General features: G+C 60.4%; 1 protein-coding gene. It reads right to left on the bottom strand.

Annotation, left to right across the window (positions count from 1 at the left end; all coding sequences use genetic code 11):
- Positions 1 to 78: 78 nt before the first annotated feature.
- On the bottom strand, positions 79 to 23269 hold a 23191-nt coding region (locus METTU_RS16345), incomplete at its 5' end, for a non-ribosomal peptide synthase/polyketide synthase (protein ID WP_006892902.1).

The raw sequence follows: 23269 nt of genomic DNA, 5'->3' as shown, positions 1-23269 counted from the left end.
ATTGCCACAAACTCACCGATTTAACTTATGAAATAAGAGCTATTTTATAAGCTGTGAGGCTGTGGCGTTTTGTTTTTCTCAGTCGCTAGACTTAATTGTTGGCCGCTGTGGCGGCGGAAAGTGTCCCTCATCGATCAAGTAAGCGAAATAAGCGCGCAATTCCGCGTGCCTGATTTCAGGGCAGACGATTCCGCTGTCCGCAAGCCCGGCTGTGGTATTGACGTAGTGGATATGACGCGACACGCTTGGCGCGGGATTCTCGGTATCATAAGCGGTCAACATCGGCAGTAGCGGAATCAGGCCGAGATCGGGCCTGGTTTTGGCCGCTTCGACCAATTGCGCCAGCCACTGGCCGAAAGGCAACAGCGTGATGGAATAACCTCGTTCGCGTAAAACATCCTGGTAAATAGACCTTGGCGTATAGCTGGGATTCGACAGGTGGAAAACCTTGCCCAACGAGGCTTGTTGCAGCGAAAGATGAACGATCGCCCGACTGACAAAACCGACCGGCACCAGGTTATCGTCGGCATTGTCGTCGCCGGTGGCGGTGCCAAGCTGGATGTCGTTAAGGAGTCGGCGGTACCACGCGTCATCAATATGGGTATAGCCCCTGTCAGAGACGCCGAGTATGTGGGTCGGCCGATGAATCGTGACCGGCATGCCCCGCTCGGCGGCGCGTTGCACCAATTGCTCAGCCACCCATTTGGTGTCGACATAGCCCATACCGGCTTGCTCGGGGTATGCCAAGGGGTCGGTTTCCCTGACCTGTTCGACCATTGGCGAAACCACGGACAGGGTGGAGACAAAATGCAACGGCTTGGTACGGACCAGAGCGGCCAGACGCAGCAACTCGTGGGTGCCGTCAACGTTGGCGGCTTTCAGCATGGCGTAGGGATAAAGAAAATTATCGTGCGCGCCGCTGTGATAGATCGCGTCTATCCGTTCCGCCAAGCTATCGAATTCATCTTCGGCGAGGCCCAAGCGCGGTTGTTCCAGGTCGCCGACCACAGGATGCAGGCGTAACGCCAGCTCGTCCCGCCACAGGCCGTGCCGTTCAAGGTTAAGCCGCAAGCGTTGGACGCCGTGTTCTGCGTTATCGGCGCGCACCAGGCAATAAAGTTCAGCCGAGGTTTGCCGCGCCAGTTCGTCGAGCAGGTAAGCGCCCAGAAAGCCGGATGCGCCGGTGATAAGCACCGCATGCAGATCCTCTGCGGTGCGGGCAAAATCGGCGGTTGGCGGCCAAATCGCCGGATCGAGTTGACTCTCGGCGGCAAAATCCACCGATTGTATCGGCTCACCATCCTGTCCTTGCGCCTGCATACAGGCATCGAGGTGCGCAGCCTGGGCACTGAGCGTGGGGAAGCTGAACAGGTCGCGCATGGAGGGCAGTACGCCCAGCGCGGCTTCGATGTGATAAATCAATTGGGTCAGCAATAACGAATGCCCGCCCAGTTCGAAGAAGTTGTCTTGCCTGCCGACGCGCTCTACGTTCAGCACTTTCCGCCACACCTCGGCCAGCGCCGACTCGGTGAGTGTTAGCGGCGCGAGGTATTCGCTATCGTTGGCTTGCATGTCCGGTTCCGGCAAGCCTTGGCGATCGAGCTTGCCGTTGGGGGTCAACGGCCATGTTTCCAGCCGCACAAAGGCCGCAGGCACCATATAATCGGGCAGCTTGCCCTGTAACCACTCGCGTAAAGCGCCGGTCGGCGATTCTTGGCCGTCAGTCAGCAGATAAGCGACCAGGCGCGGCTTGCCGAATTGATCCGAGCGCGCCAGCACCACCGCTTCGCGCACCGCCGGGTGCTGCGTCAGGACGGATTCGATTTCCCCCGGTTCGATACGGAAACCGCGGATTTTCACCTGCTGGTCGATGCGTCCCAAATACTCGATATTGCCGTCGGGCAGCCAGCGGGTCAAATCGCCGGTTTTATACAAACGTCCTGCGCCGAACGGGTTGGCGATAAACTTTTCCTCGGTCAGTTCCGGGCGGTTCAAATAGCCGCGCGCCACGCCGACGCCGCCGATGTACAGTTCCCCGGCCACGCCGATCGGCGCCGGTTGTTGCAGGGCATCGAGAATATAGACCAGCACATTGGCAAGCGGGCGTCCGATGGACGGGGCATTGGCGGTAATCGTCTCGCAACGCCAAGCCGTAGCGCAAATGCTGGCTTCGGTCGGGCCGTACAGATTGAAGAAACGGCGATTTTTCGCCCACTGTCCGAACAGTTCGGCGGAGCAGGCTTCCCCGGCCACGCCCAAGGTGCGCAAGGCCGGTAGCGAATCTTCCGGCAATGCGGCCAGCGTCGAGGGCGTTACAGTCGCCAGCGAAATGGCGTTATCGGTCAGAAAACGCCGCAAAGGTTCGCCCGGCGCCAGGGTTTCGCGTGTGCCCAGATACAAAGCCGCACCGCTGCCCAGCGCCATCATGATCTCGGATGCGGCTGCGTCGAAACTTAACGAGGCGAATTGTAAAATCCGATCATGAGTGCCGATTTCCAACAGCGCGATTTGCGCCTGTATTATGCTGCACACGCCGCGATGCTCTACCAACACGCCCTTGGGATTACCGGTGGAGCCGGAGGTGTAGATTATATAAGCCAAGTTGTCGGCGGTTACGGTGTTGCTCGGTTGATCCGTCGGCAATGCGTCGATGACCGGCCAGTCGCTATCCAAATAAACCGGTTTGGCGTTATGGGCCGGTAAGCGGTCCAACAGCGCGGCCTGGGTCAACAGCACCGGCGCCGCCGCGTCTTCCAGCATGTACGCCAGCCGCTCTTGCGGATAAGCCGGGTCAAGCGGCAGGTAAGCGCCACCGGCTTTGTGTATCGCCAAGATGCCCACCACCATGTCCGCCGAGCGTTCCACGCAGATACCGACCAGGCTGTCCGGCACTACGCCCAGGCTTTGTAAATGATGCGCCAATTGGTTGGCGCGTTGGTCGAGTTGGCGGTAGCTCAAGCTTTGTCCGGCAAAGACTATGGCCGCCTGATCCGGTGTGCGCGCGGCTTGCTGTTCGAACAATTGGTGCAGGCAAAGATTCTTGGGCAAGTCGGCAGCGGTGCGGTTCCAATCGACCAGGATTTGCCGGGATTCGCTTTCACCCAACAAGGCTAAGCCGTGAATAGGCCGTTCCGGGTCGGCGATAATGCCGTCCAGCAAGGTGTAAAAGTGCGCCATCAGGCGGGCGATGGTGGTTTCATCGAACAGGTCGGCGGCATAAGAACAGCCTCCGATAATGTCTTCCGCCTGTTCCCACAGGTGCAATTCCAAGTCCATGCGCACGCTGGGCTCGGCGAACTCGAAACTGCTGACCTCAAGGCCCGGCAGCGCAAAGCCGGTCGTTTTCGCGGCTTGCAAAGCGAACACGATTTGCACAACGGGGTTATAGCTCAGGTTCCGCTCAACCTGGAGTTCTTCGACTAATCGTTCGAACGGCAGGTCTTGATGGTCCTGCGCCAGCAGCGTGGTGTGTTTAACCTGCGCCAGCACTCGGCTGAAACTCGGGTTGCCCGAAAGGTCGGCCCGTAACGCCAGCGTGTTGACGAAAAAGCCGATCAGAGGTTCGGTTTCCAGGCAATTGCGGTTGGCGATCGGCGAGCCGACCACGATATCGTCCTGTCCGCTGTAACGAGCCAGCAGCACCTGGAACGCCGCCAGCAACGTAGTGAACAAGGTGGTGTCGGCGTCGCGGCTGAGCTTTCTCAGGCCCGCGGTTCGCTTTGCATCCAACTGTACCGGATAGACGCCGCCCCGGAAACTTTCGACCGGAGGACGCGGCCGGTCGGTCGGCAGCACCAATAGCGCGGGCGCGCCTTGCAATTGTTTTTTCCAGAACGCCGCTTGCTGTTGCAGGACCTCGCCTTGCAGCCATTGCCGCTGCCAGACCGCAAAATCGGCGTATTGCACCGGCAGTTCAGTCAGCGCCGACGGCTTGTCTGTAGCGAACGCTTCGTACAGTTCCGCCAATTCCCGCATCAACACGTCGTTGGACCAGCCGTCGGCGGCGATATGGTGCAGGCTGAGCAACAGTACGTGCTCGTCTTCGTCCAAGCGCAGCAGGCGTGTCCGCAACATCAAGTCGCGGCTTAAATCGAACAGCTTTTGCGCTTCTTGCTGGGCTTCACGGCGGGTTTCTTGACGACGTAATGCGTCAGGCAGGTGACTCAAATCGGTCACCGGCAATGCCACCGGTTGAGGCGCGCGGATATGTTGGTAGGGTTGCTCGGCGCTATTGTCAAAGGTGGTGCGCAGGCTTTCATGGCGGCGCACCACTTCGGACAGGGACTGTTCCAGTGCCGACACGTTCAGTTGGCCGCGCAAGCGCAAGGCCGACGACATGTTGTAAGCCGCACCGCTGCCGATTTGGTCGATAAACCACAAACGCTGTTGGGCGAAGGACAGCGGTAAAGGCTGATCGCGGGAAACCGGCAGGATCGGCGGTGCAACGCCGAGCGGCATGCTGTCGTTGGTTTCGGTTTGGCATTGACGGTCGAGATAGCCGGCCAGCGCGCCGAGACTTGGGTTTTCGAACAGCGCGCGGAACGGCATCACGATACCGAGGTTTCGTTGGATGCGCGAAACGACTTGGGTCGCCAGCAGCGAGTGTCCGCCCAGTTCGAAGAAATTGTCCCGCCGGTCTATCTGTTGCAAGTGCAGCACTTCGCTCCAGATTTCGGCCAAGGCCGATTCGGTCGGCGTCTGCGACGGGATGAAATCGTTTTTCGGCTCGGCCGCTTCGATGGGCATGAAGCCGGGAGATTTTACCGGCTTGTCGGCATGGCCGATAAATTCCAGATTGCCGTCTTTGCACCAACGAACCAAATCGCCGGTACGGTACATGCGCAGACCGGGAACCGCTGAGAACGGATCGGCGACATAGCGCTCGGCGCATAAAACCGGGTTGGTGAGATAAGCACGGGCATAGCCGATGTCGCTGGTATATAACTCGCCGACTACACCCACCGGCACCGGTTGCAATGCGTTGTCCAGCACATAGGTCTGATTGTTCAGCAGCATGCAGCGCTCTTCCGGCAACAAAATATCGCATTGATGCAGCGGCGCATCCGGTTGGGCGACGGCCTGCTCGATCAGGCTTAACCAGCGGCGGCTTAAGCGCTCGACGGTTTCGGCATCGAACAGGTCGCTGCTGAATTCCAGTTCGCCGGATACGCCCAACGGTTCGCCGTTGTCTCCGTAAAGCTCTGCCAAATTGGCCGACAGGTCGAACTTGGCGCTGGTGCGTACCAAAGGTTCTACGGCGGCGTTTATTCCGGGCAAGTCCAGACGGGCATTAACGGTGTTTTGCAACACTAACATGACCTGGAACAACGGATGGCGGGCCATCGACCGGGTCGGCTGCAAGGCATCGACCAACAGTTCGAACGGCAAATCCTGATGCCCATAGGCATCCAGGTCGAACGTCCGCACCCGTTGCAAGACCGTGCGTAATGAAGGCCGTCCCGACAGGTCGGTGCGCAACACCAGCGTATTGACGAAAAAGCCGATCAAACCCTCAATGGCCTTATCGGTACGGCCGGCGATCGGCGCGCCGATCGGAATATCCTCACCGGCACCCAGGCGCGACAACAGCGCCGCCAAGGTCGCCTGCAACAGCATGAACAGCGAAGCCTGCTCGGCTTGGGCCAGAGCCAGTAAATCGCGGTGCAGCTCGGCGGACAGATGAATCGGCAGCGCGCCGCCGCAATAAGAACTGACCAGCGGACGAGGCCGATCGGTCGGCAAGCTCAATTCATCGGGAAGGCCGCGCAAGGCCCGCTTCCAGAACGCCAACTGTTGCGCCATGGAACTCAGGGGATCGTTCACCGAACCCAAAGCCTGACGTTGCCAGAGCGCATAATCGGCGTACTGGAGTGGCAAGTTAGGCCAGGCGGGTGCCTGGTTCAGGCAGCGCGCGTTATAAGCCAGGGTTAAATCGTCGGATAACGCCGCCATCGACGAGCCGTCGGCGGCAATGTGATGGACCAGTATCAGTAATACCTGTTCCTCGTTACCTAAGCAGAACAGCCACGCCCGGAACGGCAATTCCACGCTAATGTCCAGTGCGGTATCGGCCGCTTGTTGTAAGCGAGCGCTTAATTCCGCTTCGCTTAGTTCACAGCGCGTCAGAAGTGAATCGATGTCGGCAACCGGCACAATCTGCTGCGCGGCAACGCCCTCGAATTCCGGGAAACGGGTACGCAATGCTTCATGACGCGTCAGCAGGTCGAGCAACGCCCGCTCAAGCGCGTCGGCATTCAGGGGGCCGGTTAATCGTAAAGCGATAGGAATGTTATAAGTCGCACTGGGGCCTTCCATGCGATGGATAAACCACAAGCGCTGCTGCGCATAAGACAACGGCAAACGCTCGGGGCGCGGCAATGCTTTCAGCGGCAGTCTGGCACTTCGCAAATCGCGCAAGCGCCGCGCCAATTGCGCGACTGTCGGGGCTTCAAACAAGGCCCGGATCGGCAGTTCCACTTTCATGACCTCACGCACCCGGCTGACCAGGCGGGTTGCCAGTAGCGAATGTCCGCCCAGTGCAAAGAACGAATCGGCAACACTGACCTGATCCAGTCCCAACACTTCGCCGAATAACGCGGCCAACGGCGCTTCTTCCGGCGATGAAGGCGATACAAACGCATATCCGCCGCGTTCGGGCGCAGGCAAGGCGCGACGGTCCAGTTTACCGTTGGCCGTTAGCGGTAAAGCAGCCAAGGCCACAAAGGCCGAAGGCAACATATAGTCGGGCAATTGCTCGGACAAAGCCAGGCGCAAAGCCTCGGCAGACGTATCGCTGCCCTCAGAAGGCACCCAGTAAGCTACCAACTGCAAACCGAGACCGTCGTCACGCGCCACTACGGCGGTTTGCATGACCTGGGGTAGCCCGAGTAACGCCGATTCAATTTCGCCCGGTTCAATACGGAAGCCGCGGATTTTCACTTGTCCGTCAGCACGACCGATAAATTCCAAATTGCCGTCTTCGCGCCAGCGCGCCAGATCGCCGGTACGGTACATCCTTGATCCGGGAGCCTCAGAGAACGGGTCGGCGACAAAGCGCTCGGCGGTTAAAGCCGGGCGGTTCAGGTAAGCGCGGGCAAGACCGAGACCGCCGGTGTATAACTCGCCGGTCACTCCCACCGGCACCGGTTGCAAGGCTTCGTCCAGAATATAAGTCCGGGTGTTGGCGATCGGTTTGCCGATCGGTACCGATGTAGTAATGGCATCGGCGGCCGGTACCGGGTAGCAGCTTGTAAAGGTGGTGTTCTCGGTTGGCCCATAGCCGTTGATGATACGGTTGGCGCCTAGGGCTGCTGCGGCTTTTTGTACGTGCGGTACAGACAAGGCCTCGCCACCGGCAAACAATCGGCGTACACCGGTTAAATCCTCCAGCCGTTCATCGACCATCAAATGGAACAGGCCTGCGGTCAACCACAGCGTTGTTACGCGATGGCGGGTGAGGTGGCGGCCAATATCTTCCAGGGTGGATTGACCGGGCGGCATCAGCACCAGGCGGCCGCCGTTCAGCAGCGCTGCCCACAGTTCCAGCGTCGAGGCATCGAAAGCCAGCGGAGCCAGTTGCAGAAACACTTCGTCGCTATCGAAACTCAAGCTGTCGTCCGAGCGAACCAAGCGCACCACGTTACGGTGGGTCACGGCGACGCCTTTGGGCTGACCGGTGGAGCCTGAGGTGTAGATCAGATAAGCCAGATCGTCGGCTTGCGCCCGGCTGGGTGGAGTGCTGCGGTTACCATCGGCAAACAGCGGCAAGTCCCGATCCAGGCATAGCACATACGCATTATTGGACGGCAATGCCGCCAGCAGCCGTTGCTGCGTCAACAGCACCGATACCGCCGCGTCATCAAGCATAAAGTGCAAGCGTTCCTGCGGGTATTCGGGATCCAGCGGCATATAAGCGCCACCGGCTTTGAGAATAGCCAGCACGCCGACCAACATCTCAAACGAACGTTCTACGCAGATGCCGACCAGGGTATTCGGACCGACGCCCAGCGTTTGCAGGTGGTGCGCCAGTCGGTTGGCTTGTGCGTTCAGTTCGCCATAGCTCAGTTCCCGATCGGCAAAGACCAGCGCGGTCGCGGCAGGATCGCGCGCCGCCTGGGCTTCGAACAATGCCGGCAAGGTGGCGTCGGGGATAGGCCGGGTGGTGGCGTTGAAGCCTTCCAGCAGCGCATGGCGTTCTTCCGGCGTCACCAGCGCGCACCGATACAGCGGCGCATCCGGTTCGGCTACGGCCTGTTCGATCAGGCGCAACCAGCGTTGGATTAAGAGCTCAATAGTTGAGGTATCGAACAAATCACTGCTGAATTCCAGTTCGCCCCACAAGCCCAACGGTTCGCCGTCGGCATCGTACTGCTCGGCCAAACTGACCAACAGGTCGAACTTGGCGCCGGTGCGCGCCAACGGTTCCATCGCAACGCTCAAGCCCGGCAAGTCCATGCGCGGCCGGGCGGTGTTCTGCAAGGCCAGCATGACCTGGAATAACGGATGGCGGGCCATTGAGCGGGTCGGTTGCAAGGCATCGACCAACAGCTCGAACGGCAGATCCTGGTGCGCATAAGCGTCCAAATCGAAAGCGCGCACCCGTTGCAAGACCGTCCGCAGCGAAGGCCGTCCCGACAGGTCGGTGCGCAACACCAAGGCATTGACGAAAAAGCCGATCAAGCCCTCAATGGCCTGATCGGTACGACCGGCAATCGGCGCACCGATAGCAATGTCCTCACCGGCGCCCAGTCGCGACAACAGCGCGGCCAAGGTCGCCTGCAACAGCATGAACAGCGAAGCCTGCTCGGTTTGAGCCAAGGCCAGCAAATTCCGGTGCAGTTCGGCGGACAGATGAATCGGCAGCGCGCCGCCGCGATAGGAACCGACCAGAGGGCGGGGCCGGTCGGCCGGCAAATTCAACTCATCGGGAAGGCCGCGCAGGGCCTGCTGCCAGAATGCCAGCTGTTGTGCCATCGGACTCTTGGGGTCATGCACCGCGCCCAAGCTTTGGCGCTGCCAGAGCGCATAATCGGCGTACTGGATTGGCAAGTCCGTCCAGCGCGGAGTCTGCTGCATACAGCGGGAACTATAAGCCAGGGTTAAATCGTCGGCCAACACCGCCATCGAAGCGCCGTCGGCGGCGATGTGATGCACCAGCATCAGCAGCACCTGCGCCTCGTTAGCTAAGGAGAACAGCCAGGCCCGGAACGGCAAGTCCACGGTAATATCCAGCGCGGTATCGGCCGCCTGCTGTAACTGAACGGCTAATTCCGCTTCGGTTACTTGGCAGCGGGTCAGCAGCGAACCGAACTCGGCAACCGGCACAATCTCCTGTGCGGCAACGCCGTCGAACTCCGGGAAACGGGTACGCAAGGCTTCATGACGCGCCAGCAGGTCAAGCAAAGCCGAATCAAACGCATCGGCATCCAAATGCCCGCTCAAGCGTAAAGCAATCGGAATATTGTAATTGGAACCCGGCCCCTCCAGGCGATGGATAAACCACAGGCGCTGCTGCGCATAAGACAGCGGCAAACGCTCGGGACGCGGCAAGGCCTGCAAAGGCAGCCGGGCGCCACGCAAATCGCGCAGACGTCCGGCCAATTGTTCGACCGTCGGCGCTTCGAATAAGGCCCGGATCGGCAATTCCAAGGCAAACGCCTCGCGCACCCGGCTGACCAAACGGGTCGCCAGCAGCGAATGCCCGCCCAGCGCAAAGAACGAATCGGCGATACTGACGCGCTCCAGTCCAAGCACCTCGCCGAACAGCGCCGCCAGCAGCGCCTCTTCCGGCGAAGACGGCGGAACAAACACCGCACCGCCGCGTTCCGGCGCAGGCAAGGCGCGCCGATCCAGCTTGCCGTTGGGTGTCAGCGGCAGAGCGTCCAAGGCCACAAAGGCCGAAGGCAGCATGTAATCCGGCAATTGCGCGGCCAACGCCGGGCGCAAGGTTTCGGCGGACGCATCGGACGAAACAGATGGCACCCAATAAGCCACCAGCTGCAAACCGAGGCCGTCGTCGCGCGCCACTACCGCGGCCTGAGCCACGCCCGGCAAGGCCAGTAACAGCGCTTCGATTTCGCCCGGCTCAATGCGGAAGCCGCGAATCTTGACCTGACTGTCGGCCCGGCCCAAAAACTCCAGGTTGCCGTCATCGCGCCAGCGCGCCAGATCGCCGGAGCGATACATGCGTGCGCCCACCACCGGCGAGAACGGATCGGCGACAAAGCGCTCGGCGGTCAGGGCCGGGCGGTTCAGGTAACCGCGGGCCAGGCCGGCCCCGGCGATGTACAGTTCTCCGGCAACGCCGACCGGCACCGGTTCCAGGGTCTGATCCAACAGGTAGATACGGGTGTTCCTGATCGGCGCACCGATAGAGGGCATTTCCTGCCAATGTCGGCTGTCTTGGTCAAGAGGAAAGGCCGTAACCACATGGCTTTCACTCGGGCCGTAGTGGTTATGCAATTGGCTGTGGTCGATCCGGTCAAAAAACCGCCTCAGCGCCGGAGTGACTTTTAATTGTTCTCCTGCGCAAATGACTTCCTTTAATTGCAGTGGCGATAAGGTGCGATTGGCGTAAAGCTCGGCGATATTATTGAGTGCGGCTATCGGGATAAAGAGCCGTTCAATCGCATGGCTTCTCAGTAAATCCACCAATTGTTCCGGTTCGCGGCGAACTTCATCAGGCACCAATACCAGCGTGCTGCCGGTTTTCCACGCGCCGAAAATTTCCTGGAACGACACATCGAAATTGGCCGAGGTAAATTGAAGGGTGCGCAGCTTGCTGCCTAAAACGCTGCTTTCCGTTTGCCATTCGAGCAGATTGACTAAGGCCTGTTGGCTCATTATCACGCCCTTCGGCCTCCCGGTAGACCCGGAAGTAAAAATCACATAAGCCGGATGCAGCGGGCTTAGCGGCGTCAATCGGTCCGCATTCGAGGGGTTGCTTTCGGGATTTATTGCCAAGCCGGTTTGTACGGACGGATCGTCCAGCAGCAGGCGCGCACAGCTTTCCGGCAAAATCGCTGCCATTTCCGTTGAGGTGATCACCAGTAAAGGCGCAGCATCCTCCAGCATGGCTTGTAGACGCGCTTTCGGGTATTCAGGGTCCAGCGGCACATAAGCCGCACCGCTTTTCAGTACCGCCAGCAGCGAGATCACCAGCTCGAACGAGCGTTCCAGGCACAGGCCGATCAAGGCCTCAGGCCCCGCTCCTTGCGCAATCAGCGCATGAGCCAGACGATTGGCGCGGCTATTGAGTTCGCCATAGCTGAGTTCCTGACCGGCAAAGATCAACGCGGTTGCGGCAGGATCACGCGCCGCCTGCATTTCGAATAACTCGGGAAGTGTGGCGGCAGGAATCGGCTGCGCCGTGGCATTGAAACCTTCCAGCAGCGTGTGGCGCTCCTCGGGCGTCAGCATATCGTAGCGATACAGCGGCGCATCCGGTTGTGCGACGGCCTGCTCGATCAGGCGCACCAGGCGTTGGCCTAGTTGTTGGCCTTTTTCGTCATCAAATAGTGCCGGGTCGAATTCCAGACGCAGCTCAAGTTGCTCGCCGGGAGCGACCATCAGTGAGAGCGGGTAATGGGTGGCGTCGTGACCGGCGATATGGGTCACTTTAAGGTCGCTAATGCCTTGCTTGATAGCGGCACGATCAATCGGGTAGTTCTCAAACACCAGCAAGGTATCGAACAGCGGGTTAAAGCCCCCGGCGATACGCTGGATTTCCGTGAGGCCGAGATAGCCGTAGTCCAACAAACCGGCCTGGCGTGCTTGCAATGCGCCAAGCCAGGCGGCCAGCGGCTGATCCGAAGGCAAGCTTATCCGTAGCGGCAGGGTGTTGATTAACAGGCCGACCATGTGTTCGACGCCCGGCAGTTCGGCCGGACGTCCCGAAACCGTGATGCCGAAAGTAACATCCCGTTGCCCGGTCAGGCGGCTCAACAGCAAAGCCCACGCCCCCTGGAATAAGGTATTCAGGGTAATGCCGTGGTTGCGGGCAAAATCGTTCATACCCTGACTGAGCGCTTCCGGGAAACTGTACCGCCAATGATGGGGAGCCTGGATTGTCGCTTGGCTGGATCGATCAGGCGCGATCAGGCTGGGTGCGTCAAGGCCTGCGAGGTAAGCTTGCCAAGCCGCGTGAGCCTGGGGTTTGTGTTGCGCTTGCAGCCAAGCGAGATAGTCGCCATAGCCGGATACCGGCGCCAGCGTATTTTTGCTGCCGAAGTCGTTATAAAGGGTGAAGAGTTCGCGCAGCAGGATAGGCATCGACCAACCGTCCAGCACCAAGTGGTGATTGGTGACCAGCAGGCGATGCTGTTGCTGTCCGAGCTTGAGCACAGTGAAACGAATCAACGGCGGCTCGTCAATAGCAAACCGGGTAGTCCGCAACTCGGCGGCAACGGCCTGGGCGCGTTGCGATTGTTGCACCGCTTCAAGATCGCTTAAATCCAGCCATTGCCAGGGCAAAGGAGGCTGAGGTACGACCACTTGCAAAGGCGTTTGGCCTTGGTGGACAAAGCCGGTACGCAGCACGGCATGGCGTTTTAACAAGGCGGTGCAGGCGTTGCGCAGGCGTTCCGGTTCCAGGTTGCCGCTCAGGTCAATCGCGGTTTGGACGGTGTAGAGATCCGGCGAGGCATCATCGAACAGGGCGTGGAACAGCAAGCCTTCTTGCAGCGGCGATAACGGCCATAGCGTTTCCAAGTTCGGGTAACGCCGCTCAAGTTCATCCACCTGTTTTTGGGAAAGTGTAAGTAACGGAAAATCAGCGGGCGAATGGCCGCCGGCTCCGGCTTGCATACTATGCGCAACCAGGGCGCTCAGCGCCTGTTGCCAATGTTCGGCCAGTGTTGCGACTGCCGATTCGTCCAGGTGGCGAGTCGCCCAGCTCCAGTGCGCTGAAAGCGTCGGTCCTTCGGGGCCGTCCACGGTGACCGCGTTGACCGTCAAGGCATGAGTGATCGGCATATCGGCATCGGCACCGCCGCTCAGGCCATTTCCGTCTGCGGCGATGGCCCAGTCTTGGCTATCCCCCGCAGCAAAGCGGCCCAGATAGTTAAAGGCCAGCTGTGGCGACGGCTGACTTGCCAAGCGCTGTCCGGCGCTCGGTTCCAGATAGCGTAGCAAGCCGAAACCCAGCCCGCGACCCGGTATGGCACGCAACTGCTCCTTGACCAGTTTGAGCGCCAGTCCCATGTCTGCTTCGCCTCGAAGCGCGGCATCGACATCGATGCCTTCAAGGGATAAGGCGACCGGATAGAGGGTAGTGAACCAGCCGACGGTACGCGAAAGATCGAGATCGTCAGCGAAAGGCTCGCGGCCATGGCCTTCCAGATCGATCAATATGCCCGGTTTCGTTGCGGGCTGCCAAGCGGCAATGGCTACAGCCAACGCGGTGAGCAGCACATCGTTGATTTGGGCATGGAAGGCTGCGGGTATTTCGGTCAGCAGCGCCAAGGTGAGCGCAGGCTTTAGCGAAACCAATAAGGTTTGAGTGGTCGCAGTTGTATCCCGCTGCGAATCCATGATGATGCCCGGTAATAACGGAACGCCCCGCGCAAGGATAGATTCCCAAGCCGGTAATTCGGCGGCGACAGTTGGGGACAGGGCCTGTTCATGCAGCCGTTGCGCCCAGATTCTAAAGGGGGTGGCAACCGCTTCCAGCGCGATGGCTTGCTGAGCTGCGACCGCTTGCCATGCTGCGGCGAGATCGGACAGCAGAATGCGCCAGGAAACGCCGTCGACGGCCAAGTGATGAATGATCCATAGCAAGCGTTCGCCTTCGGGAAGCGAAAACCACAATGCCTCGAACAGATAACCGTCGGCCGGATCGAGTCGTTCAGCAGCTTGCGTAACCGTCTCATGCAGACGCAGTTCGCGCTGGGCGGAATCCATTGCCCGCAGGTCGATGCGCTGTACGCGCGTACAGGCGTTGACGGTTCCCGGCGGCGGTACGATGCCTTGCCATAGGCCGTCCTCATTGCGGATAAAGGTAGCGCGCAACAAGGCGTGGTGATCGATTGTCGACTGTAGGATGGCGTTGAGCTGGTCGGCTTCGATCTGTGCCGGCAATTGGATCATCATGGCCTGGTAGAAGCCCTTAGTCGGTCCTTCTACCGCCAGAAAGCGGGCCATGATCGGGGTTGGGGTAAACGGCCCGCTGGCTTCGAATAACGCCAACGGTTTGTTGTTTGCCACTGGCCGAGCGATGCTCGCGAGTCCGGCGACAGTGGGTCGCTCGAAAATGTCGCGTGGACGAATTTCCAAACCGGCGCGCCGTGCGCGGCTAACCAATTGAATGGAAAGGATGCTGTCGCCGCCCAGCGCAAAGAACGAATCGTCAACACTGACGCGCTCCAGTCCAAGAACCTCGCCGAACAGCGCTGCCAGCAGTGTTTCTTCTTGCGATGACGGCGGAACAAACAGTACACCGCCGCGTTCCGGCGCAGGCAAGGCGCGCCGATCCAGCTTGCCGTTGGGTGTCAGCGGCAGAGCGTCCAAGGCCACAAAGGCCGAAGGCAGCATGTAATCCGGCAATTGCGCGGCCAACGCCGGGCGCAAGGTTTCGGCAGACGCATTGGACAAAGCAGACGGCACCCAATACGCCACCAACTGCAAACCCAGGCCGTCGTCGCGCGCGATGACAGCCGCCTGGGCCACGCCCGGCAGCGCCAGCAACAGGGCTTCGATCTCGCCCGGCTCGATCCGGAAACCGCGAATCTTGACCTGGCTGTCGGCCCGGCCCAAAAACTCCAGATTGCCGTCATCGCGCCAGCGCGCCAAATCGCCGGAGCGATACATGCGTGCGCCCACCAGTGGCGAGAACGGATCGGCGACAAAGCGCTCGGCGGTCAGGGCCGGGCGGTTCAGGTAGCCGCGGGCCAGACCGGCTCCGGCGATGTACAGTTCACCGGCAACGCCGACCGGAACCGGTTCCAGGGCTTGATCCAGCAGATAAATGCGGGTGTTCCAGATCGGCGCGCCGATCGGCGTCGTCGACCCGTTTAAAGCGTTGTCCTGTGCCGCATAATGCGTGACCTGGATCGTCGTTTCGGTCGGCCCGTATAAATTGATTACCTCAACCTGCCACTGCTCGGTCAAACGCCGGGTCAGCTCGGTCGATAGCGCTTCGCCGCCGGAAAACACCTGGCGCAGCGCTTGCGGCTTTAGGTCATATTCGGAGAGGAACGAAGCCAGTAGCGAGGGCACGAACTGGGCGACATGAACCTGCTGCCGGTCAAGCTGTTCAAACAGCAACTGGGCATCGTGGAGTTGCTGAGTCGAGATCAGCACCTGCGTCGCCCCGGACAGTAACGGCAGCCAAAGCTCCCAGACCGACGCATCGAAAGTGGGGGCGGTTCGGCCGAGAACCCGGTCTTGCGGGACCACAGGGTAGGCATGTTGCATCCAGCGCATGTGGTTGACCAGCGCGTGATGGGCAATCAGCACCCCTTTCGGCTTTCCGGTCGAGCCGGAGGTAAAGATCACATAAGCCGGATGCAGCGGCGTTAGCGGAGCGAGTCGATCCGCATCGCTTGGATTATTTTCTTGTCTTTGCGCCAAGTCGGTTAGCTTGTCGAGCACTATGCGCGGACAATCCGCAGGTAGGTTGTCGGCCAGCGCTGCCGTCGTGATCACCCGTAACGGCGTTGCATCTTCCAGCATCGCCTCAATGCGCGCGGTCGGATGTTCGGGGTCGAGCGGCAGATAAGCCGCACCGCTTTTCAGAACCGCCAACAGCGAGATCACCAGCTCGAACGAACGGTCCAGGTACAGGCCGATTAACGATTCCGGGCCTGCCCCTTGCGCAATCAGCGCGTGAGCGAGGCGGTTGGCGCGGGTGTTCAGTTCGCCATAGCTCAGTTCCTGATCGCCAAAGACCAGCGCGGTCGCGGCAGGATTGCTTGCCGCCTGGGCTTCGAACAATGCGGGCAGGGTGGCGTCGGGGATAGGCCGTGCCGTGGCGTTGAAGCCCTCCAGCAGCGCATGGCGTTCTTCCGGGGTCAGCAGCGCGCACTGGTACAGCGGCGCATCCGGTTCGGCCACGGCCTGCTCGATCAGGCTTAACCAGCGGCGGCTTAAATGCTCGACGGTGTCGGTATCGAACAGGTCGCTGCTGAACTCCAGTTCGCCCCACAAGCCCAACGGCTCGCCGTCGGCATCGTATTGCTCGGCCAAACTGACCAACAGGTCGAACTTGGCGCCGGTGCGCGCCAACGGTTCCATCGCAACGTTCAAGCCCGGCAAGTCCATGCGCGGCCGGGCGGTGTTCTGCAAAGCCAGCATGACCTGGAATAACGGATGGCGGGCCATTGAGCGGGTCGGTTGCAAGGCATCGACCAACAGCTCGAACGGCAGATCCTGGTGCGCATAAGCGTCCAAATCGAACGCGCGCACCCGTTGCAAGACCGTCCGCAGCGAAGGCCGTCCCGACAGGTCGGTGCGCAACACCAAGGCATTGACGAAAAAGCCGATCAAGCCCTCAATGGCCTGATCGGTACGACCGGCAATCGGCGCACCGATAGCAATGTCCTCACCGGCGCCCAGTCGCGACAACAGCGCCGCCAAGGTCGCCTGCAACAGCATGAACAGCGAAGCTTGCTCGGTTTGAGCCAAGGCCAGCAAATTCCGGTGCAGTTCGGCGGACAGGTGAATCGGCAGCGCACCGCCGCGATAAGAACTGACCAATGGCCGGGGCCTATCGGTCGGCAGGTTCAACTCATCGGGCAGGCCGCGCAAGGCTTGTTGCCAGAACGCCAGCTGCTGCGCCATCGGACTGCTCGGATCATCCACAGCGCCCAAGCTTTGGCGCTGCCAGAGCGCATAATCGGCGTACTGGATCGTTAAATCCGGCCAAGCGGGAGCCTGCTGCATACAGCGGGAACTATAAGCCAGGGTTAAATCGTCGGCCAACACCGCCATCGACGCGCCGTCGGCGGCGATATGATGCACCAGCATCAGCAACACTTGCTCCTCGTTAGCTAAAGAGCCCGTGCTGAGCGGAGTCGAAGAAAACAGCCAGGCCCGGAACGGCAAGTCCACGGTAATATCGAGTGCGGTATCGGCCGCCTGCTGTAACTGAACGGCTAATTCCGCTTCGGTTACAGGGCAGCGGGTCAGCAGCGAAGTGAGCTCGGAAACCGGCACAATCTCCTGAGCGGCAATACCGTCGAACTCCGGGAAACGGGTACGCAACGCTTCATGACGCGCCAGCAGGTCAAGCAAAGCCGAATCAAACGCATCGGCATCCAAATGCCCGCTCAAGCGTAAAGCGATAGGAATATTGTAATTGGAACCCGGCCCCTCCAGGCGATGGATAAACCACAGGCGCTGCTGCGCATAAGACAGCGGCAAACGCTCGGGGCGCGGTAAGGCCTGCAAAGGCAGCCGGGCGCTACGCAAATCGCGCAGGCGTCCGGCCAATTGCGCGACCGTCGGCGCTTCGAATAAGGCCCGGATCGGCAATTCCAAGGCAAAGGCCTCGCGCACCCGGCTGACCAAACGGGTCGCCAGCAGCGAATGCCCGCCCAGCGCAAAGAACGAATCGGCAACACTGACGCGATCCAATCCCAATACCTCGCCGAACAGCGCCGCCAGCAGCGTTTCTTCTTGCGAAGACGGCGGAACAAACACCGCACCGCCGCGTTCCGGCGCAGGCAAGGCGCGCCGATCCAGCTTGCCGTTGGGGGTCAGCGGCAGAGCGTCCAAGACTACAAACGCCGAAGGCAGCATGTAATCCGGCAATTGCGCGGCCAACGCCGGACGCAAGGTTTCGGCGGACGCATCGGACGCATCGGACGAAGCAGACGGCACCCAATACGCCACCAGCTGCAAACCCAGGCCGTCGTCGCGCGCCACCACCGCGGCTTGGGCCACGCCCGGCAAGGCCAGCAACACCGCTTCGATCTCGCCCGGCTCAATGCGGAAGCCGCGAATCTTGACCTGGCTGTCGGCCCGGCCCAAAAACTCCAGATTGCCGTCATCGCGCCAGCGCGCCAGATCGCCGGAGCGGTACATGCGTGCGCCAGACATAGGCGAGAACGGATCGGCGACAAAGCGCTCGGCGGTCAGGGCCGGGCGGTTCAGGTAACCGCGGGCCAGGCCGGCCCCGGCGATATACAGTTCGCCGGCAACGCCGACCGGCACCGGTTCCAAGGTGGCATCCAACAGGTAGATGCGATAACGGTCAAGTGGCGTACCGATGTCCACCAACGGAGTGCGTTGCAGCGCAAGCGTACTCTCGGTTATGGCCTGTTGGGTCGCCCAAACCGTCGCTTCGGTCGGGCCGTAGAGATTGACCAATGAACGGGTTTTTGCCAATAGCGCCTGCGCCAGATCCAGCGGTAGCGGCTCGCCGCCGCAAATGGCCTGGAGTTGCGGCTCAATGTCGGGCAGAGCCTCGAGCAACGCCCGCCAATGGCTGGGCGTTGCTTGCATCAGCGTGGGCCGATGGCGAGCAAAAAACTGCGCAAATGCAGGAATATCCTTGCTTTCCGAACGAGCGGTCAGCAGTACGCAGGCTCCCTGCGAGAGCGGCAGGAACAGTTCCAGAACGGCGATATCGAACGCAATCGTGGTTACCGATAAGAACCGGTCAGCCGCATCGCAATGAACGGCTGATTTGATCGAAGCAAGGAATGCGCTAAGCGCGCTGTGGCAAATCGCGATGCCCTTCGGTCTTCCGGTCGAGCCGGAGGTAAAAATCACATAAGCCGGGTGACGAGGATCAAGCGGCATCAGCCGGTCTGTATCTGTTGGATTGGTTCGCGGCTTCATCGCCAAGTCGACTAGCGTGGCCGGATCGTCCAGTAATAATCGCGCACAGCTTTCCGGCAAAATATCAGCCATCTTCGTTGCGGTAATCACCAGTAAAGGCGCGGCATCTTTCAGCATGGCTTCAATGCGTGCCATCGGATATTCAGGATCCAGCGGCAAGTAAGCCGCGCCGCTTTTCAGCACGGCCAACAGCGAGATAATCAGTTCAAATGAGCGATCCAGGCACAGGCCGATCAACGACTCAGGGCCTGCCCCTTGCTCAATCAGCGCGTGAGCGAGGCGGTTGGCACGGGCGTTGAGTTCGGCATAACTCAGTTCGTAATCGGCGAAGACCAACGCGGTCGCGGCAGGATTGCTCGACGCCTGCGCCTCGAACAATTCGGGCAGCGTTGCGGCGGGAGTCGGCAGCGCAATGGGGTTGAATGCCTCCAGCAGCGTATGGCGTTCGTCCGGCGTCAGTATATCGCAGCGATACAGCGGCGCATCCGGTTCGGCCACGGCCTGCTCGATCAGGCGCAACCAGCGCTGGATTAAGAGTTCAATAGTCGAGGCATCGAACAAATCGCTGCTGAATTCCAGCTCGCCGGATAAGCCCAACGGCTCGCCGTTTTCGCCGAACTGCTCAGTCAAATCGACGGTTAGATCGAACTTGGCGCCGGTATGCGCCAAAGGTTCCAGGCTGACAGTAAGCCCCGGCAAGTCCATTCGAGGTTTGGCGGTGTTCTGCAATATCAGCATCACCTGGAACAGCGGATGGCGGGCCATCGAACGGGTTGGTTGCAACGCATCGACCAACAGCTCGAACGGTAAATCCTGGTGTGCATAAGCGTCCAAATCGAAAGCCCGCACGCGTTGCAGCAGTGTGCGCAGGGAAGGCCGTCTCGACAGGTCGGTGCGCAATACCAGTGTATTGATAAAAAAGCCGATCAAACCCTCAATCGCCTGATCGGTGCGACCGGCGATCGGCGCACCGATAGCAATATCTTCACCGGCGCCCAGGCGCGACAACAGCGCCGCCAAGGTCGCCTGCAACAGCATGAATAGCGAAGCCTGCTCGGCTTGAGCCAAGGCCAGCAAATCCCGATGCAGCTCGGCGGACAAGTGAATCGGCAGCGCGCCGCCGCGATAGGAACTGACCAGCGGCCGGGGGCGGTCGGTCGGCAGGTTCAACTCATCGGGAAGGCCGCGCAACGCCTGCTGCCAGAACGCCAACTGCTGCGCCATCGGACTGGTCGGATCGTCCACCGCGCCCAAGACTTGGCGCTGCCAGAGCGCATAATCGGCGTACTGGATCGGCAAGTCCGGCCATTGCGGGGCTTGTTGCAAACAGCGGGCGGCATAAGCCGAAGATAAATCGTTGGATAAAACCGCCATCGAAGCGCCGTCGGCGGCGATGTGATGAACCAGCAACAACAACACCTGCTCCCCGGCAGCCGAACTGAACAGCCAGGCCCGGAACGGCAAGTCCACGGTAATGTCCAGCGCCGTTTCTGCCGCCTGTTGCAAGCTGGCGGCTAATTCCGCCTTCGTCACCTGACAGCGGGTCAGCCGCGCAGCGATGTCTGCAACCGGCACAATTTCCTGCGCGGCAATGCCGTCGAACTCCGGGAAACGGGTACGCAACGCCTCGTGACGCGCCAGCAGGTCGAGCAAAGCCGAATCAAGCGCATCGGCATCCAGATGCCCAGTCAAGCGTAAAGCGATAGGAATGTTATAAGTCGACCCCGGCCCTTCCAGTCGATGGATAAACCATAGCCGCTGCTGCGCATAAGACAGCGGCAGGCGCTCGGGGCGCGGGAGCGCCGTCAGTGGTGCCCTGGCGCCGCGCAAATCGCGCAAACACATCAGCAACTGCGCTACGGTAGGGGCATCAAATAGCATTTTGGTCGGCAGCTCCAGCGCGAATGCTTCACGCACCCGGCTGACTAACTGCGTAGCTAACAAGGAGTCGCCGCCCAGCGCAAAGAACGAATCGTCAACACTGACGCTATCCAACCCCAGCACTTCGCCAAACAAGGCAGCCAGCAGTTCTTCCTCTGAAAGGTGCTCTTTTCCAATACGTTGCGCGCTTCGATCCTGCAGCCCGTTCAGTACGGTGGCAGTTCCCGTGGTATTTTGACCCAGCAGCGCCAGCAAAGGTTGGCGGCCGCGGACTTCGTAAAGGCTTTTGAGGCGCGGCCAATCCGCATCCAGAACCGCGACGCGGGTTTGCCCGGCGGCCAGCAAGCGGCCAAACAGGTCAAGCGCTATCGGAGCCGACAGGGTATGAAAGCCGCTGTCGGCAATACGCCGGGCGGTCTCGCCGTCTATCATGCCGCCGCTTTGCCAAGGCCCCCAGTTGATGCTGAGCGCGGGCAAGCCCAAGCCGCGGCGGTATTCGGCCAAGCCGTCCAAAAAGCCGTTAGCTGCCGTGTAATGGGCGAGTTGAGCCGTACCCAAAATTGATGAAATCGATGAGTACAGGACAAAAAAATCGAGTTCGAGGTCCAGGCTTAAGCGGTGCAATGTCCAGGCACCGCGTACTTTAGGCGCAAGCACTTGGTGCAGGCATGCCCGGTCGAGTTCGCTCAGGGCGCAGGAGCCCAGCACTCCGGCCGCGTGGATGATGCCTTTGAGGCGGAAATTACCGGCGGCAAGCTGTTTGAAGAGTTCGGACATCGCGGTCTCATCGCCGCTGTCCGCCTGCACTACGCGAACCTGGGTGCCCAAGTGTTCGATAAAGTCCAGGGTTTCGCGGGTGTTTTCATTGGCGCCCTTGCGTCCGAGCAGGATCAGTTGGCCCGCGCCGTTTTCGGCCAAAAAGCGCGCGGTTTTCAAGCCGAGCGCGCCCAGTCCTCCGGTAATCAGGTAGGCCGCGTCCGCTTTAAACCGGGACGGTGCTGCGACTGTTGGCTGGAAGGCTTCAAGTCTGGCGACATAGCGTTTTCCCACCCGAAGACTGATCGCGTCTTCGTCTTCCGAATCCAGCAGTTCGCGCAGCAATGCCGGAGTTTCGTCGGCTTCCAGGTCGATCATGCCGCCTTTCAGATTGGGATATTCCAGGAACAAGGAACGGCCCAGGCCCGACAACAGCGAAGGAAAGGGCGATGAGGGCGCGCGATCTCCGGCATTGGTTGCGTCGCGGGTGATCAGCCACAGCTTGGTGAGTGATTGCAAACCGGCTGCGGCACGGGCCAACAGGATAGTCTGCATCAACGCATCTTCACCGTAGTGTGCGGTCAGCTCGGACGGCCAGACATAGGCGATGGTTTGCGGCTGGGTAGCTTCGAGCAGGCGACAATAATCGTCCGCGCTATCGGCGGCAACCGTCCAGGCATCGGATGCAGTTTGTGCGTAGGCGTTGCCCGCAGTGGCACGGATACAAGGTTGCCCGAGATTCTGCAAGCTTTGGGCCAGCTCGGATTCGTCGCCGGAACTGAAAATCAGCCATGGCCGGTTTTGCGCTCCGGCAGGCGGCATAGCCGGTTCGGCGTTACGCGCTTGTTCTTGCCAGATGGGCCGGTAGCACAAACCGTCGGTATTAACGGTGGCATCCCGGTGCTGACGGATCAATAAGCCGCTAAGTTTCGGCAACAGCTTCAGTTCGTCCGCTGACAGTGCCTGTTGCGTTTGCAGATATTGGGTCAGGGCATCGGCATTCCCGGATTGCAGTAGCGTAACCAATCGCGAGCTTGGTGCTGAGGGCAGTTCCCTGTTGCTGTCTACCCAAAACCGCTGGCGCTGGAACGGATAAGTAGGCAGATGCAGCGGCTGGTAGGTTTGTTTCGGGTAAACGGCGTTCCAATCGATGGCGACGCCCTGCACGAACAAGTCGCCGAGGCTACGCAGGAACTGTTCATCGTCGGCGGTTTGTTGCCGCAAGCTGGGGATCAGTATCGCGTCGGGGCAGCTGTGACGGGTCATGCCCAGCAGCACCGGATGGGGGCCGAGTTCAAGGAACAGTTGGCAGTGCCGGTCGTGCAGGGTGTCGATGCTGTCGGCAAAGCGCACCGGTCTGCGGATATGCTCGACCCAATAGGCGGGCGTGGCGATGTCCTCGCCGATCAGGCGGCCGGTGACGTTGGAAATTAACGGGAGGCTAGGGGCGTGATAATGTATTTCGGCAGCAATCTTGGCGAATTCCGCCAGCATCGGTTCCATCAACGGCGAATGGAAGGCGTGCGACACGCTCAGCCTGCGATGGCCGATGTTTTCCGCTTGCAGTTCATCCAGGACGTGATTGAGCGCGGTCTCATCGCCCGAGATCACCACGTTTTCGGCGCCGTTGACCGCGGCGATGGCTAATCGGTCGTGCCCGGCCAGGGCTTGGGCAACCCGCGCTTCACCGGCAAAAACCGCGGCCATTGCGCCGCCGGTGGGCAAGGCCTGCATCAGGCGGGCGCGGGCGGCCAGCAGTTTGAGCGCATCGTCCAGGTTGAATACCCCGGCCACACAGGCGGCCACGTATTCGCCGACGCTGTGGCCCACGACCGCATCGGGCCGGACGCCC

Source organism: Methylobacter tundripaludum SV96 (genome assembly GCF_000190755.2).
Taxonomy (GTDB): Bacteria; Pseudomonadota; Gammaproteobacteria; order Methylococcales; family Methylomonadaceae; genus Methylobacter_A; species Methylobacter_A tundripaludum.
This window is presented reverse-complemented; position numbering and strand designations above follow the sequence as displayed.